Source organism: Glycomyces luteolus (assembly GCF_027622875.1).
Taxonomy (GTDB): Bacteria; Actinomycetota; Actinomycetes; order Mycobacteriales; family Micromonosporaceae; genus Glycomyces; species Glycomyces luteolus.
Genome location: NZ_JAPZVP010000004.1, coordinates 252,261 through 266,854, shown reverse-complemented (window position 1 = coordinate 266,854; position 14,594 = coordinate 252,261). Strand labels below are relative to the sequence as shown.

At 70.0% G+C, this 14,594-nt stretch carries 14 protein-coding genes; 9 read left to right on the top strand and 5 right to left on the bottom strand.

The features are described 5' to 3' along the window. Nucleotides 1–59: 59 nt before the first annotated feature. The 4 genes from O1R50_RS06865 to O1R50_RS06850 all read left to right on the top strand — a co-directional run bounded on the left by O1R50_RS06865 (nt 60) and on the right by O1R50_RS06850 (nt 6,482). Nucleotides 60–2,954, top strand: coding sequence for a hypothetical protein (locus O1R50_RS06865; RefSeq protein ID WP_270109168.1), 2,895 nt, complete (start codon nt 60–62; stop codon nt 2,952–2,954). A gap of 99 nt (nt 2,955–3,053) precedes the next feature. Continuing rightward, on the top strand, nt 3,054–4,328 hold the full coding sequence (locus O1R50_RS06860; protein ID WP_270109167.1) for a hemolysin family protein: 1,275 nt from the start codon (nt 3,054–3,056) through the stop codon (nt 4,326–4,328). Between the two features lie 56 nt (nt 4,329–4,384). After that, nucleotides 4,385–5,542 (top strand): tRNA dihydrouridine synthase DusB, encoded by a 1,158-nt coding sequence (dusB, locus tag O1R50_RS06855; RefSeq protein ID WP_270109166.1) that lies wholly within the window; start codon nt 4,385–4,387, stop codon nt 5,540–5,542. An 82-nt stretch (nt 5,543–5,624) separates the two neighbouring features. Continuing rightward, nucleotides 5,625–6,482, top strand: coding sequence for an FHA domain-containing protein (locus tag O1R50_RS06850; protein WP_270109165.1), 858 nt, complete (start codon nt 5,625–5,627; stop codon nt 6,480–6,482). Between the two features lie 58 nt (nt 6,483–6,540). Here O1R50_RS06850 and O1R50_RS06845 read toward each other — a convergent pair whose 3' ends face one another. From O1R50_RS06845 to O1R50_RS06835, 3 genes are all read right to left on the bottom strand, one after another. Next, nucleotides 6,541–8,109, bottom strand: a complete 1,569-nt coding sequence (locus O1R50_RS06845) for a serine/threonine-protein kinase (protein ID WP_270109164.1) — start codon at nt 8,107–8,109, stop codon at nt 6,541–6,543. Between the two features lie 163 nt (nt 8,110–8,272). Beyond that, entirely contained in the window at nt 8,273–8,527 is a 255-nt protein-coding gene (locus O1R50_RS06840) for a type B 50S ribosomal protein L31 (protein ID WP_270109163.1), read from the bottom strand. Continuing rightward, nucleotides 8,524–9,795, bottom strand: coding sequence for a CobW family GTP-binding protein (locus tag O1R50_RS06835; RefSeq protein WP_270109162.1), 1,272 nt, complete (start codon nt 9,793–9,795; stop codon nt 8,524–8,526). Before O1R50_RS06835 ends, O1R50_RS06840 begins: the two co-directional genes overlap by 4 nt. Nucleotides 9,796–9,858: 63 nt before the next feature. On the opposite strand from O1R50_RS06835, the gene rpmB reads away from it, so the two are divergent. The 4 genes from rpmB (at nt 9,859) to O1R50_RS06815 (ending at nt 11,031) form a co-directional block, all read left to right on the top strand. Continuing rightward, on the top strand, nt 9,859–10,095 hold the full coding sequence (rpmB, locus tag O1R50_RS06830; protein WP_270109161.1) for a 50S ribosomal protein L28: 237 nt from the start codon (nt 9,859–9,861) through the stop codon (nt 10,093–10,095). Then, nucleotides 10,095–10,265 carry a 50S ribosomal protein L33 gene (gene rpmG / locus O1R50_RS06825; protein ID WP_270109160.1) on the top strand — a complete coding sequence of 57 codons (171 nt, stop codon included), beginning with the start codon at nt 10,095–10,097 and terminating at the stop codon, nt 10,263–10,265. Before rpmB ends, rpmG begins: the two co-directional genes overlap by 1 nt. A 40-nt stretch (nt 10,266–10,305) precedes the next feature. Further along, nucleotides 10,306–10,611, top strand: coding sequence for a 30S ribosomal protein S14 (rpsN, locus tag O1R50_RS06820; RefSeq protein ID WP_270109157.1), 306 nt, complete (start codon nt 10,306–10,308; stop codon nt 10,609–10,611). A gap of 228 nt (nt 10,612–10,839) precedes the next feature. Then, a complete protein-coding gene (locus O1R50_RS06815) occupies nt 10,840–11,031 on the top strand; it encodes a hypothetical protein (protein WP_270109156.1) in 192 nt (63 codons plus the stop codon). Between the two features lie 12 nt (nt 11,032–11,043). On the opposite strand, the gene O1R50_RS06810 is transcribed toward O1R50_RS06815, so the two are convergent. Next, nucleotides 11,044–12,201: a hypothetical protein gene (locus O1R50_RS06810; RefSeq protein WP_270109154.1), complete on the bottom strand. Its 1,158-nt coding sequence runs from the start codon at nt 12,199–12,201 to the stop codon at nt 11,044–11,046. Between the two features lie 66 nt (nt 12,202–12,267). Here O1R50_RS06810 and O1R50_RS06805 point away from each other — a divergent pair, with 66 nt between their 5' ends. Then, nucleotides 12,268–13,146, top strand: coding sequence for a hypothetical protein (locus O1R50_RS06805; protein WP_270109152.1), 879 nt, complete (start codon nt 12,268–12,270; stop codon nt 13,144–13,146). Between the two features lie 22 nt (nt 13,147–13,168). On the opposite strand, the gene O1R50_RS06800 is transcribed toward O1R50_RS06805, so the two are convergent. Continuing rightward, nucleotides 13,169–14,545, bottom strand: coding sequence for a glycine--tRNA ligase (locus O1R50_RS06800; protein ID WP_270109151.1), 1,377 nt, complete (start codon nt 14,543–14,545; stop codon nt 13,169–13,171). Nucleotides 14,546–14,594: the final 49 nt, after the last annotated feature.

The window sequence follows — 14,594 nt, the reverse complement described above, 5'->3', positions numbered from 1 at the left end:
AGCACCTTTCCCGACCACGCCTCACGCAAGCGCGGTCCGATCCGCTAGAGTCGCCTATCATGCCGGACCCATCGCCCGAGCAGCCGCCCTCCTGGCCTCCCACCAGTGAACCGGCGGCCACACCCACCAATCCGCCCCGGATCACCGCGCGCGGAGTGGGCCACCTGCCTTCCACCTCGCCGGCCTCCGACACGCCGGACGACGAGCAGTCGGCGGCCGACCGGTTCCTGCGCCCGCCGCAGAGCGGGGGCCTCTTCACCGAGTCGCCGCAGCAGCAGTCCGGAGCGTTCGAAGAGCTCGACCCCGAGGCGCGCCGCAGCGAATGGGGCGCGTTCGACGACGCGACCCCTGAGGTGCCGCAGCAGCCCGGAAACCCCCAGTACGGCGAGACGCCGTTCGGAGGCGCCCAGCGCCAGGCCCAGCAGTACGGTGCTCCCGACCCGGTCTACCCCGAGTCGGACTACCGCGACCAGGGCTATCGAGAGTCGGCGCAGCAGGCTTCGGCCCAGCAAACGCCTGCGCCGCAAGGCGACTGGGGCTCCACCGACGACGCCCCCGACTGGCCGCCGAAATCGAGCCAGGACTGGATGCACCAGCAGTCCCAGACCGGCTGGGGCCTGACCGGCGGCGGCGCCTCCTGGACGGGTGCGGGCGAAGCCCCGCCGCCCGCGGCGGCCCCCGCCCCAGAGCAGCAGTACTTCCCCGAGCAGAGCGCGGCACCGCAGGCCCCCGGGTTCGACCCGCCGACCTACGACGCGCCGCGCCAGCCCTCCCCGGAGGGCGGGAGCCTCGAGTTCCCCGAGCTGCGCTCCGACCCGTACGAGGCGGACGTCTACGGCCACGACCAGTACCGCGGCGAAGCGGGCGGCCAGGACCTCTACCAGTCCGACCCGTACCAGGCCGAGCGGCTCCAAGCCGAGGCACAGCAGGCCCGCGAGGAGTACCAGGCCCAGCAGCAGCGGGCCGATCCGTTCCCGCCCGTGCCGCAGCAGAGCTCCTACGGGGAGCAGCGCAGCGGCGCGCCGTACGGCTCGGGCGCCGACGCCTTCGGTCCCACCGGGTCCGCCGCCGAGCAGCAGCAGGACCCCTTCGCGGCGGCCCAGCAGGATCCGTTCCAGGCCGCGCCGCAGCAGGACCCGTACGCGCAGCAGGACGCCGTCCCGGCCGCGCCGCAGTCCGCGTACGGCGCCCCGGCGGGCTACGGCGACCAGCAGTACCCGGAGTCGGCGTACGCCGACCAAGTGGCACGGCAAGCGGCGCCCGAAACCGTTCCCGCCCAGCGCACCAGCGAAGAGACCGAGAAGCCCGAGGCCCCGGCCGAACCCGCGCCGAGCACCACGCGCGTCGCCCCGCCGACGCACCGCGGCGTCCGCTACGCCATCTACGGCATCGGCGGCCTCATCACCTTGGGCCTCATCATCGGCATCGTCCTCATGCTCGGCGCCGAACCGCCGCGCGAACCGACGGAGCCGGGCCAGGAGGGCGGCGACGCCAGCGAGAGCGGCGGCGCCGACGAGGCCCTCACCCCCGAGCGCTACACCGAACTCGCCTCCGCCGCGGGCACCGCCGAATGGTTCACCTGGCGCTACGGCGAAGCGGGCGAGAACGGGGCCGAGGAGCTCGCGGCCGCGAGCGGCGACGCCCTCGCCGCCGAACCGCTGTTCGACGAAGCCGACCGCAGCATCCAGGGCCAGCTCGGCTACGTCACCGACGAATCCGGCCTCACGGGCATCGACCACGTCACGGTCCTCGAATCGACCGACGACTCGCTCGGCCTCACGCCCCGCGCGGGCGGACGCTTCACCGACGAGGGCCGACCCGAACTCGAACTGCAGGAAGGCGCGACCGCCGACTGCGTCGCCGGACTCGGCGGCGAACTCGGCAAGCCCGTGGCGCTCGCGCGGCCCGAGCGGAGCGCCGAGGTCAACGCCCACTCCGTGATCGCGTTCTCCTCCGGCATCATCGCCACCGCGGGCATCAGCGGCGCGCAGGGCGGCACCTGCCTGCAGCTGCCCGACGGGCAGGTCCCGACGGACGTGGCGCTCACCGACGGCAACGAGCTCGCGCTCGTCACCACGTGGACGCCCGAGTCGCAGACCGGTTCGCTCGTCGTGATCGCCTTGGGCGACAAGAAGGGCTCGTACCAGTCGAGCTGGTCGGAGTCCTACCCCGGCCTGCCGAACCCGGGCCACTTCGGCAGCGCCGCGATCGTCGGCACCGTCGAGCTGCCGTTCACCGCGCCGACCTCGGTCGACGCGTGGTCGAACTCAGGCGGCTCGCTCAACTCCGAACGCAGCGACGTCGCAGGCGGGGCCGGACGCGACCAGGTCGCGACCGCCGGTTACGCGATCGTCGGCGACCTGAGCACGAGCCAGGTCGCGGTCGTCGACCTCGCCTCGACGCTCGAAGGCCTTGCGGCCCAGCACTACGACGGCACCGAGTTCGCGTTCGACGCGACCGCCGGTGAAGCGACCGGCTTCGACGGCGGCGTCGCCGACGTGGCCGCGGCCGAGGGCGCCTCGGCCGTCGCGACCGCCGACGGGACCGTGCACGAACTCGACGGCTCGCTCAAGGAGACCGCCGCGACCGAGGTCGGCGCGAACCCGACCTGCCTGGTCGTGGGCGCCCAGAGCGGCGCGTTCATCGCGACCAGCCGCGGCGAGGCCACCATCAGCTGGGTCTCGGGCGGCGAAGTGCAGAAGGAACTCGCCGACTCTCGCATGACCGACCCGCTGTGCGCCTCCGAGACGCCCGCGCTCAACGCGAAGGGCTACGAAGGAACCGCGGCGGTGGTCCTGGTCTCGGATTACACGGGCAAGATGCTCCACTCGTACCTCGACGGCCAAGCCGCCATCCCCGGCGGCGCCACCGTCGGCGGCGAGGGGTTCTCCTACGCCGGGTCCTACGAAGTCGCGGGCAACCCTTGGGGCGCATCGGTGACGGTGGACCTCTAATAAGACGAACACCCGATGGCGGGCCGCCCGGCGCCCCGCCGGGCGGCCCTCGTCATATCGGTTCCCTGGTGCGGACACGACTCTCGAAGAAGGCAGGTCATGGACTACGGATGGAACCTCGCGCTGGTGGGCGTGCTGGTGCTGCTGAACGCGCTCTTCGCAGGCAGCGAGATGGCGCTGGTGTCGCTGCGGGAGGGCCAGCTGCGCACGCTCGAGCGCGAACCGGGCAAGGGTGCGAGCACGCTCGTGCGCCTCGCCCGCGACCCGAACCGGTTCCTCGCCACGATCCAGATCGGCATCACCCTCGCCGGGTTCCTGGCCTCGGCGACGGCCGCGGTGTCGCTGGCCGAGCCGATCGTGCCCGCGCTGGGCTTCCTCGGCGGGGCGGCCGACGCGGTGGCGGTCGGACTGGTCACGGTGGTGCTCACGTTCTTCACCCTGGTGTTCGGCGAGCTGGCCCCGAAGCGGCTGGCGATGCAGTACGCGCTGCGGTGGTCGCTCATGGCGGCCAAACCGCTCGACTTCCTCTCGACCGCGGCACGCCCGGCGGTGTGGCTGCTGAGCAGGTCGACGAATCTGGTGGTGCGGGTCTTCGGCGGCGGCAACGAGACCGACGGCGAGCAGATGAGCCCCTCCGAACTGCGGGAACTCGTGTCCGGGCAGCGGGCGCTGAACCCCGAGCAGCGCGAGATCATCGTCGGCGCGCTGGAGATCCACGCCAGGCGGCTGCGCGAGGTGCTGATCCCGCGCCGCGCGGTCTTCCTGCTGCCGTCTGATATGGACATAGCGGGAGCACGGGCGGCATTGGCGGCCTCGGGCCATTCGCGGGCGCCGGTGACGGGCGAGGCCGGCCTGGACGACGTGCTCGGCGTGGTGCACCTGCGCGACCTCCTCGACGACTCGACGAGCCTGGTCGCGGCGATGCGCCCGCCCGTGGTGTTCCCCGAATCGCTGCGGGTCTCCGACGCGCTGCGGCGCTTCAAGGCCGACCACGAGCAGTTCGCGGTGGTCGTCGACGAGCACGGCGGCATCGACGGCATCGTGACCCTCGAAGACCTCCTGGAGGAGTTCGTGGGCGAGATCTACGACGAGACCGACCGCGACGTGATGGGCGTGCAGCACCGCGCCGACGGCGTGATGACCGTGCCGGGGACCTTCCCGATGCACGACCTCGAGGACCTCGGCGTCGAACTGGTCGACCCGCCGGAGGGGAGCTTCACCACGGTCGCGGGCCTGCTGCTGGCGCGCCTCGGGCGCCTCCCGGAGGACCCGGGCGACAAGGTGCGCGTCGCGGGCTGGGAGTTCGAGGTCGCCGGGCTCGAGCAGCACGCGATCACGACGGTCCGGATCCGCCGCCTGAAGTCCGAGGACTGAGGTGCGGCGCGTCACCGGGCAGGGCGGCGGGGCCGGTCCGCTGGAATAATGGACCGGTGACAAAGCAGCTCGCGCTCGCAGGCGCCCCGGTCGACCCGCCGGTGGTGCTGGCGCCCATGGCCGGGATCACGAACCTCCCGTTCCGCAAGCTCTGCCGTGAGCAGGGTGCCGGGATCTACGTGTGCGAGATGATCACGACCGTGGCGCTCACCGAGCGCAACCCGAAGACCATGCGGCTGATCGAGTTCGATCCCGACGAGCGGACCCGCAGCCTGCAGCTCTACGGCGTCGACCCGGCCGGGATGCGCAAGGCCGTGCAGATGGTCGCCGACGAGAACCTCGCCGACCACATCGACCTCAACTTCGGCTGCCCCGTGCCGAAGGTGACCCGCCGCGGCGGCGGCTCGGCGCTGCCGTGGAAGCGGCGGCTGTTCCGCGAGATCGTGACCGCGGCGGTCGGCGCCGCCGGGAGCATCCCGGTCACCGTGAAGATGCGCAAGGGCATCGACGACGACCACCTCACCTACCTCGAAGCCGGCAAGATCGCCCAGGACGCGGGCGTCGCGTGGGTGGCGCTGCACGGGCGCACCGCGGCCGAGCGCTACTCGGGCACCGCCGACTGGGACGCGATCTCCCAGCTCAAAGAGCACCTGGACCTGCCGGTGCTGGGCAACGGCGACATCTGGGAGGCCGACGACGCGCTGCGCATGGTCGAGCAGACCGGCTGCGACGGCGTCGTGGTCGGCCGCGGCTGCCTCGGCAGGCCGTGGCTCTTCGGCGACCTCGAAGCGGGCTTCCGGGGCCAGAAGCAGCGCATCATGCCGTCCCTCGGCGAGGTAGCGAAGGTCATGTACCGGCACGCCGAGCTGCTGGTCGAGTGGATCGCGGGCGCCGAATCGTACGAGGCCCGGCGGAACATCGACGCCGAAGAGCACGGCTGCCGCGAGTTCCGCAAGCACGTGGCCTGGTACCTCAAGGGCTTCCCGGTCGGCGGCGAGCTCCGCCGCGAGCTCTCGATGGTCTCGCACCTCAATGAGCTCGAAGACCTCCTCGGCAAGCTCGACGCCGCCGCGCCGTTCCCCGAGTCGACCATCGGCAAGCCGCGCGGCCGCACGAACAGCCCCGGCAAGGTGACACTGCCCGACGGCTGGCTCGACAACCGCGACGACCTCACCGTGCCCGAAGGCGCGGAGATCGACTCCTCGGGCGGCTGACCCGCGGTCGGCGGGAGGGGTCCCGCACCTCTTGTCGGCACAATGGAAACCGGCCCCATCTTGCCTGAGAGGACGGTTTCCGATGACGGAACAGGCTTTCTACCCGCAAGTGCTCCCGCCATGGGTGCGCAGCCTCGCCGCGGGAGTTCCGGAGGCGCCCGAGGGCGAGGATCCGCTGCCGTACCCGCCGCTGGGAACGGTCTTCGCGCTCTCGGCCCACCTCGGCTGGGCGGTACCGCCGCGCCCGTTCGAACTGCTCTTCGGACGCGACGAGAACAACGTGAACATCCCGCTCGGCGTGACCGACGACCGGATCAGTCGCTGCCACGGCCGCCTGATCTGCCACGGCAGCGAGTGGACGATCCGCAACGAGGGCCGGCTGCCGATGCTGTTCCCCGGCGACACCATGCTGCTGCGGGGCCAGGAGCGCCTGGTCCAGGACGCCTACACCCCGGTCTACATCGGCAATCCCCGCGAGGAGGTCCATTTCCTCGAGGTCCGCGTGATCGGCGGGAAGCGCCCCGACGGCGAGGCCACTCCAGAGGACGAGACCGCGGTCCCGGTGGTGCACAAGCTGAGCCGGACGGAACGGCTCGTGATCGCCTCGCTCGCGCAGCGGTACCTGCGCGGCCTCGCACATCCGCAGCCCGTGTCCTGGAAACACGTGGCCGAGGACATGAAAAGCCTGCCCGGTCTGCAGGACCGGGACTGGAACGAGCGGACCGTCGCCCGCGTGGTCGCCTCCGTCCGCGAGCGACTGTCCGCCCCGGGGTACAAGCATCGCGTCTACGGCCTGCGCCGCAGCGAAGTGTTCGGCGAGCCGCTCGGCAACGCCCTCAACGACAACCTGATCCGCGCGCTGCTGCAGAGCACGACGATCACGCCCGGCGACATCGAGCCCTTCGACCGCGTCGAGAAGCGCACCGCCGACGCGGACTAGGGTCCCCGGCGGTGAATCCGGAACGCCGGATTCACCGGTCGGACCCTGGGCGCGACGCTCACAAGTACCGGTAGCACATGATCCAGTAGATCTTGTCGGTCGCGGGGTCCCAGACCGCCGCATCGCCTTCATCAGTGTCCGAGTCGGAGTCCCTCCACCGGTACTCGTAGTCGATCTCCTCGCCGCCGCAGGCGAGCCATGCGGCGTCCTCGTGCTCGGGCTGCGAGGGGTTCGGGTCCTCAGGGCTGTAGACGATCCGGTAGACCAGCTCGGTCGCCCCGGCCGAGTCGCAGTCGACCACGACGTAGTAGTCGGGGTCGTCGTTGAGGCATTCGCCTTCGATCGGGTAGCGCGTGGCCGCCTCGCTGCCGGACACCGGCTCCACCGTGGGCGACGGAGGATCGAGGTTCGCGGTCGGCGACGCTGTCGGGGACGCCGAGCCGGTGCCCGCGCCCTCCCCTGCCTTCCCGGCCTCGGCGCCGTCCTCGGGCTCGAACAGCTGGTACAGCAGCAGTCCTCCGGCCAGCGCGACGGCGAGCACTGCGACCAGGGTGCTGAGCAGCATGTTCCGGGTCTGCGCACTCGAGCCGGTCGGCGGTTCGGTTCCGGGCGGCAGAGGCTGGGGGTAGGCCGTCGTGTGGTCGCGGCCGGCCGATTCGGCGCGGAGCCGGTCCTGGATGTCGCGCAGGATCGGCAGTGCGGCGCCGTCCTTGGCGAGGCCGAGCGCCTGCGTGACCGCGACGGCGAGTTCGCCGCAGCTGCCGTAGCGCTGGTCCGGGTCGAGGTGCGTCGCCTTCGCGATCACGGCGTCGATCTCGGCGGGGGCCTTCTCGCGGATGGCGCTCACCGGTATGAGGTCGCCGCTGCGCTGCGCGTCGAGGGCGGCGTTCTCATCATCAGCCTGGTCGAAGGGCCTGCGGCCGGTGAGGCAGTGGTAGAGCACGGCGCCGAGCGAGTAGACGTCGCCGGAGCGCTCGCGCGCGGTGCACGGCAGCAGGTGCCCGTGGGCGGGCGGATCTGTGGTCGCGGCTTCGCTCGAGCGGGCGTCGAACACCTCGGGGGCGGTGTAGCGGCGGGTGCCGACGGTTTCGCCGGTCGCGGTGAGGTCTTCGCCGAAGCGGTCCTTGGCGACGCCGAAGTCGGTCAGGTAGACGTGTCCGTCGGTTCCGAAGAGGATGTTGCCGGGTTTGACGTCGCGGTGGACCACGCCGCGCTCGTGGGCGTGGTCCAGGGCCCGGGCGGTCTGGGCGATCACGTCGGCGGTCTTCGACAGGTCGAGGCGGCCGTCGCCCAGGAGCGTCTTCAGGTCGTGGTCGGCGCGCGGCATGACCAGGTAGAGCAGGCGGTCGTCTTCGGCGGCGGCGGTGATGACGTACATGATGTTGGGGTGTTCGAGGCTCGCCATGAGCTGGATTTCGCGGAGGAACCGCTTGCGGTAGACGGGGTGCAGTGCCAGGTAGTCCGCCATGATCTTCACGGCCACCTTGCGGTGGTGCAGCCTGGTGTCGGTGGCGAGGTAGATCTGGCTCATGTTGGTGGCGTTGATGGGCTCGGGGTCGAGGAGGTAGCCCGGCAGCTGCTCGGCGAGTTCGTCGCGGGGAGGGAACGGAGAGGCGGTGTCGTCCATCTGGCTGGAACCTTAGCGATCGGGTTACAGAAGGGCATGGAATGCCGAACACGGTCGAAACCGGTTCCCCCCGGAGCAAGGACCATGAAATCAGATGAACGCGAGTGGACGCGAAAAGGGGGACCTCCGGTGCCGGGAGGTCCCCCTTAGCCTGTTCGCCGGTTTACTCGGCGGGCGTCTTGCCGTACTTCTTGTAGAACTTGGCGACACGGCCCTCGTCGTCCAGGACGCGGCTCTTGCCGGTCCAGAACGGGTGCGAGGCCGAGGAGATCTGGACGTCGATCACCGGATAGGTCTTGCCGTCCTCCCACTCGACGGTCTCGGCCGAACTGACCGTGGACCGGGTGAGGAAGGCGAAGTCCGCGGCGCGGTCGCGGAAGACGACATAGTCGTATTTCGGGTGAATACCTTGCTTCATTCCTGGTTCCTCTCCTTGCTATCGAAACAACCTTCGAAGGGGTCGGGGTATTCCCGCCATGCGGCGAAGCCTTCGGCGGCTTCGTCGTCGGTGAGGAGGCACGCGTCGAGCACCGCGGCGATCTCGTCGGCTTCGAAGTGAATACCCACGAACGCCAGTTGAATCTCGCGGTCGCCGAATTCGGCGTCCCAGTACAGGTCGGCGTTGACGCGCCGCTCGGGGCTCGACTCCTCCCACTCCTCGTCCGGGGTGGCCGCGAGCCAGCGCCCCATGTCCCCCATCGAGACGCCGCCGCCGCTGGACTCCCAGGCCACGATCGTGTCGGGCTGCCCGGCGAGCCAGAGGTGGCCGCGGCCGCGCAGGGTGCGGCCGGCGAGGGTCGGGAGGGCCCGGTGGAAGCGCTCGGGGTGGAAGGGGCGGCGGGCGCGGTAGACGGAGGCGACGACGCCGCAGTCGGGTTCGGGCTCATGGCATCCGACGGCGTAGCCCTCGAGGCCGCGGCCGTGCGGTTCGGGCGCGTCGGGGTCGAAGCGGCCGCTGCGGCGGATGCGGGCAGAGAGCCATGAAGGCTCCGGGAGCTCGAGGACGAGGTGGCGGGCCCAGGGGTTGAGGCGCTGGAGCAGGACGGCGAGGCGGGTGCGCTCGTAGCCGTTGAAAGCGCTGTCGTGCTCGGAGTCCGGGGCCCAGAGGAGGACGGTGTCGGCGAATTCGATCTGGCGGGCGGCGACTTCGGAGACGGATCGGGTGTCGTCGTCGGCGGCCTGCAGGCGGCGGTCGGCGAGGTCCTGGTCGGAGTCGAGGGTCTCGAGGAGGCTGCCGGGGTCGCAGACGGCGACGACGGAGTCGATGCGGATGGCGTCGGTGACGGGCGCGCCGTCGACGTGGCACCAGCCGCAGGCGGTGGTGACGGCCTCGGGCTCCATGGAGGGCGGGAGGAGGAGGGCGAGGTCGTTGGCGGGCCGGGAGCGGGCGAGGCGGACGAGGGCCGGGAGGAGGTCTTCCCGGATCGTGCAGCTGATGCAGCCGTGTTCGAGGGTCACGCGTTCGTCTTCGATGACGCCGCGCCCGTCGCGCACGAGGCGGCGGACGGTGCCGGTGTCGAGGAGCTCGGCGAGGTCGTAGGTGACGACGAGGAGGCCCGGGTCGGCGAGGGTCAGGAGGTCGGCGGCCTCGCGGGTCGCTTTGGGGGCGAAGCCGGTCAGGAGTGTCAGCGCCGGCCGGAGGTCGGCTGGTGACACAGAGGAACCGGGTTGGGCGAGCTGGCTCATGAGGCCTCCGATCTATTTGAAAACGATTGTCATTATACTGACCATCGCGAGAGGAGGACCACCGTGTCCAGAACATGCGAGGTGACCGGCGCCGGACCCGGCTTCGGCAACAACGTGCCGTGGTCGAAGCACAAGACCCGGCGCAAGTGGAACGTCAACCTGCAGAACAAGCGCTACTACCTGCCCAGCGAGGGCAGGCACGTGCGGCTTCGGGTGTCCGCCAAGGGCATCAAGGTGATCGACCGCGACGGGATCGAGTCCGTCGTGGCGCGGCTGCGAGCCGAAGGGAAGAAGATCTGATGGCGAGCAAGAGCACCGACATCCGGCCGGTCGTCAAGCTGCGGTCGACCGCGGGGACCGGCTACACGTACGTGACCCGCAAGAACCGCCGCAACGACCCGGACCGCATGGTCCTCAAGAAGTACGACCCGGTCGTCCGCAGGCACGTCGAATTCCGGGAGGAACGCTAGTGACGACCCGGAGCATGAAGCACAACGGGGAGGACCGGTAATGGCCAAGAAGAGCATGATCGCCAAGCAGCGCAAGCGGGAGGTCCTCGTCGAGCGGCACCGCGAGCAGCGCGCCGAGCTCAAGCGGCTCATCGCGCATCCCGACACCGATGTCGAGGCGCGGGCGGCGGCCGTGGTGAAGCTCCAGAAGCTCCCCCGCGACTCCTCGGCCACCCGGCTGCGCAACCGGGACGCCGTGGACGGGCGCCCGCGCGGGTTCAACCGCAAGTTCGGACTGTCGCGTGTCCGACTCAGGGAGATGGCACATCGGGGTGAATTGCCCGGATTGCGTAAAGCCTCCTGGTAGTAATTCACCACACATCGGTCAAATGCCGCGCCTGGTCGGCGCCCTCTTGCGACTGCATGGAATGAAAGCGTTATACGCCTGTCGCAAGGGGGCGCTATCGTGGGCGTTGCGAGTCCGTTGTGAGACTGCTCTCAAGCCCGGAACCATGTGAGCTCCTCCTGCGTTTTGACTCGAAGAACGAAGGAGCGGCTCGGCGATGCCTGCGAGCCGCACATGAGTGGAGAAGCGATGGCCCAGCAATTGGAGACCGCCCCCGCCGAGACCGGTGAGCCCAGCCCGCTCGCCGAGACCGCCGCCGACGTGCCCGCCAGCCCCGCCGCCCTGTGGGCGTCGGAGAGCCGTGCGAACTACTCCATCACGCACACCGAGAAGGTCGAGCACGACTGGATCGACTGCGGCTGCGTCATCCACAGCGATTGACCCGCTCCGCCGCTACGCGTCGACCTCGATGACGGCGCGGCAGCTGTCCTCGTAGGTCTCATCGCCGGTTTCGATCGAGAAGCCGGCGTCGAAGTCGAAGGCAGCGTAGAGCCCGTCCACCAGGACAGGGCAGCTCACCAGCGCCGTGCGCGTCTCGCCGTCCTCGGTGATCACCGCCTGCGCCCGCGCCTCCCCCGGCAGCGAGGACTCCAGGCGGAAACCCCGGCTGTGCTCGTACCAGAGCCGCTCCGCGCGCACCTCGGGATAGACCGTGACCTCCCATTGGGCGCCGGGCAGGAGCGCGAGGTCGCGGTCCGGGTCGCGAGGGAACTTGAACGGGCACGCTTCCGCCGAAGGATTGACCGCGCAGTCGTCGAGGAACGCCCGCAGGACCGCGTTCACCTCGTCCTCGCCCTCCTGGGAGACCAGCAGCCAGGGCGAGGGCATCCAGTTGTCGACGACGCCGGACGCGGGTGAGAGGAACTTGTCCCCGAGCACCAGCATCGACCCCTCGGTCTCGAACTCCATCGTGGACGGCATGCCGGGATAGAACTCGTAGTAGCCCGGCAGGAGCATGATGTACTTCGGCCCGCCCTGCAGGTCGATGGGCATCTGGACGCCGTTGAGGTCGAGGTGGTCGAAGGAGCCCCAGGCCTCGGTCTCGGCCATCGCGCCGATGATCTCCGCCTCGCCCCGGTCGACGGCCACTTGGTACCGGTGCCCGATCCGCGAGCCGTCGGGACCCTCGATCTCGGCGTACACCTCGGCCGTGGCTTTGCCGTCGCCGTTGTCGGTGTGCTCGACCTGGGCGACCTCGGTTATCTCCCAACGCGAGTCGAGCGCCTCGGGGACCAGGAACTCGCCTTCGGCGTCCTTCTGGTCGGTGAGGGCGAGCGCCGCCTCCACATCGCCGTCATGGACCGCTTCGAGGAAGTCGGCGACAGTGGACTCGGCGGGCGGCCGGTGCAGCGGGGACCACTTCACGACCGTGACCGCCGCGGCGGCCAGCGCGATGGCGACGGCGGCGTATGCCAAGGCGGCGTTGGGGATCCTCAGGAAACGGCGGGTCGGCGAGGGGGCGGGGTCGGGGGCCGGGCCCGGTTCGCCGACGGCGCCCAGGTCGATCATGTGCTCCTCGCCCCACCGCTGCGGGGAGGCGGATTCGGACACCCTCGCTCCTGTGACTCGACTGATACCGTTGCTTCGGAAAGTGTAGCGGTCTCGGCTAGGAACCCCATGCCCTCGAAACGGTGGCTCAAGCGCTTCGCTCGTGCGTTGCGGGACTTGGCGACCCATGCGCATATGCGGGCGGAGCTGCTGCCGCGTATGCCGTTCGTGATCGCGCTCGTCGTCTCGGCGGTGGCGCTGGTGGCGGCGGTCGAGCACCGCCCGGGGACTGAGGCGGAGGTCGCCTCGGTCGATGAGCTGCCTTCGGTGCAGCCCGAGGAGTACTCCGACGAGGCGGCGTTCGTCGAGGAGGAGGTCGAGCTCGAGATCGTCGAGCAGGGCTTCAGCATGGTCACCGACGATGCGGGCGAGGAGTTCGTGCTCGTCGCGGTCGTGGTCCGCAATCCGCACGACGGCGAGCTCGTCCCCGGTTCGCTGTCGATCCAGACGACGACCGAGCGCGGCTATCCGGTGAACCTCGACACGATCTACCTCGGTTGGCTGCCGCCGCATTCGACCGCGGCGTTCGGGTACGTGATGCCGGTCGGCGCGGGCGAGTACGGCGTGGAGGACCTGACGCTGGAGCAGCTGGATCCGACGATGCTGTACCCCTCGGAGTTCTGGGACGACGAGCTCCAGCTCGACTCGGCATTGCTGCCGACCTTCTCGTTCACAGGGCTCGAGCCGCTGGTGAGCCCCGACGGGTACCGCGTGCACTTCCGCGCCGAGACCCCGGAGGAGTCGGACGCGCAGATCGCGGTGCTGTTCCGCGACAGCGAGGGGAGGCTGCTGGGCGGGCTCCCGGCCGGCAGCGGCTACTACGGTTACACGGGCGGGGCCCGGACGTTCCCGGCGGGCGAGTCGGCGCAGTACGTGGACGTGACGGCCGAGTGGATACCCGAAGGGGCCGACCTCGATCGGATCGAGATCGGCCCCAGCAGGTTCTAGCGGCTTACCGGCGTTCGAGCCGTCAGAGCCTCTGCAACAGGAACTGCTCCACCTGGTCGATGGCGACACGCTCCTGCTTCATCGAGTCGCGGTCGCGGATCGTCACGGCCTGGTCTTCGAGGGTGTCGAAGTCGACGGTGATGCAGTACGGCGTGCCGATCTCGTCGGCGCGGCGGTAGCGGCGGCCGATCGCGCCCGCGTCGTCGAAGTCGACGTTCCAGCGCTTGCGCAGGGCCGCGGCCAGGTCCTTGGCCTTCGGCGAGAGGTCCTCGTTGCGGCTCAGCGGCAGGACCGCGGCCTTGACCGGGGCCAGGCGCGGGTCGAAGCGGAGCACGGTGCGCTTGTCGACGCCGCCCTTGGTGTTCGGGGCCTCGTCGACGTCGTAGGCCTCGATGAGGAACGCCAGCACCGAGCGGGTCAGGCCCGCCGCGGGCTCGATCACGTACGGAGTCCAGCGCTCGCCCTTGGCCTGGTCGAAGTACGACAGGTCCGCACCCGAGTGCTTCGAGTGGGTCGAGAGGTCGAAGTCGGTGCGGTTGGCGATGCCCTCGAGCTCGCCGAACTCGCTGCCGGCGAAGTTGAACCTGTACTCGATGTCGACGGTGCGCTTCGAGTAGTGGGAGAGCTTGTCCTTCGGGTGCTCGAAGCGACGCAGGTTCGCTTCCTTGAGGCCGAGGTCGACGTACCAGTCCCAGCGGGTCTGGAGCCAGTACTCGTGCCATTCCTCGTCCGTGCCCGGCTCGACGAAGAACTCCATCTCCATCTGCTCGAACTCGCGGGTGCGGAAGATGAAGTTGCCCGGCGTGATCTCGTTGCGGAAGGACTTGCCGGTCTGCGCGATGCCGAACGGGGGTTTGCGGCGGGACGCGGTCATGACGTTCGTGAAGTTCACGAAGATGCCCTGAGCGGTCTCGGGACGCAGGTAGTGGGTGTTCTCGGTGTCCTCGGTGGCGCCGAGGAAGGTCTTCATCATCCCGTTGAACATGCGCGGTTCGGTGAAGGAGCCGCGGGCGCCGCAGTGCGGGCAGGTGAGGTCGGCGAGGCCGTTCTCGGGCTCGCGGCCGTCGTGCTTCTCCTGGTAGGCCTCGATGAGGTGGTCCGCGCGGTAGCGCTTGTGGCAGGACTGGCACTCCGTGAGCGGATCCGTGAACTCCTCGAGGTGGCCGGAGGCGACCCAGACCTGCGGGTTGAGGACGACGGCCGAGTCGAGGCCGACCACGTCATCGCGTTCGCGCACCATCGCGTTCCACCATTCGCGGCGGATGTTCTCCTTCAGCTCCACGCCGAGCGGGCCGTAGTCCCAAGCGGAGCGGGTGCCTCCGTAGATCTCGGAACTGGGGAAGACGAAGCCGCGGCGTTTGGACAGGCTGATGAGCGCTTCGGTGCGATCTTGGGACACGATGATTCCTCTCGATCCGGCTGGCGGTCGGTGAGACTGCGGATGGTTG

Excerpts from the sequence above, each read along its gene's own strand:
- O1R50_RS06815 (WP_270109156.1), top strand. The coding sequence starts at position 10,840 with ATGGCCCAGCAATTGGAGACCGCCCCCGCCGAGACCGGTGAGCCCAGC.
- rpsN (WP_270109157.1), top strand. The coding sequence starts at position 10,306 with ATGGCCAAGAAGAGCATGATCGCCAAGCAGCGCAAGCGGGAGGTCCTC.
- O1R50_RS06805 (WP_270109152.1), top strand. The coding sequence starts at position 12,268 with ATGCCCTCGAAACGGTGGCTCAAGCGCTTCGCTCGTGCGTTGCGGGAC.
- O1R50_RS06860 (WP_270109167.1), top strand. The coding sequence starts at position 3,054 with ATGGACTACGGATGGAACCTCGCGCTGGTGGGCGTGCTGGTGCTGCTG.
- O1R50_RS06840 (WP_270109163.1), bottom strand. The coding sequence starts at position 8,527 with ATGAAGCAAGGTATTCACCCGAAATACGACTATGTCGTCTTCCGCGAC.
- O1R50_RS06850 (WP_270109165.1), top strand. The coding sequence starts at position 5,625 with ATGACGGAACAGGCTTTCTACCCGCAAGTGCTCCCGCCATGGGTGCGC.
- O1R50_RS06865 (WP_270109168.1), top strand. The coding sequence starts at position 60 with ATGCCGGACCCATCGCCCGAGCAGCCGCCCTCCTGGCCTCCCACCAGT.
- O1R50_RS06835 (WP_270109162.1), bottom strand. The coding sequence starts at position 9,795 with ATGAGCCAGCTCGCCCAACCCGGTTCCTCTGTGTCACCAGCCGACCTC.
- rpmG (WP_270109160.1), top strand. The coding sequence starts at position 10,095 with ATGGCGAGCAAGAGCACCGACATCCGGCCGGTCGTCAAGCTGCGGTCG.
- O1R50_RS06845 (WP_270109164.1), bottom strand. The coding sequence starts at position 8,109 with ATGGACGACACCGCCTCTCCGTTCCCTCCCCGCGACGAACTCGCCGAG.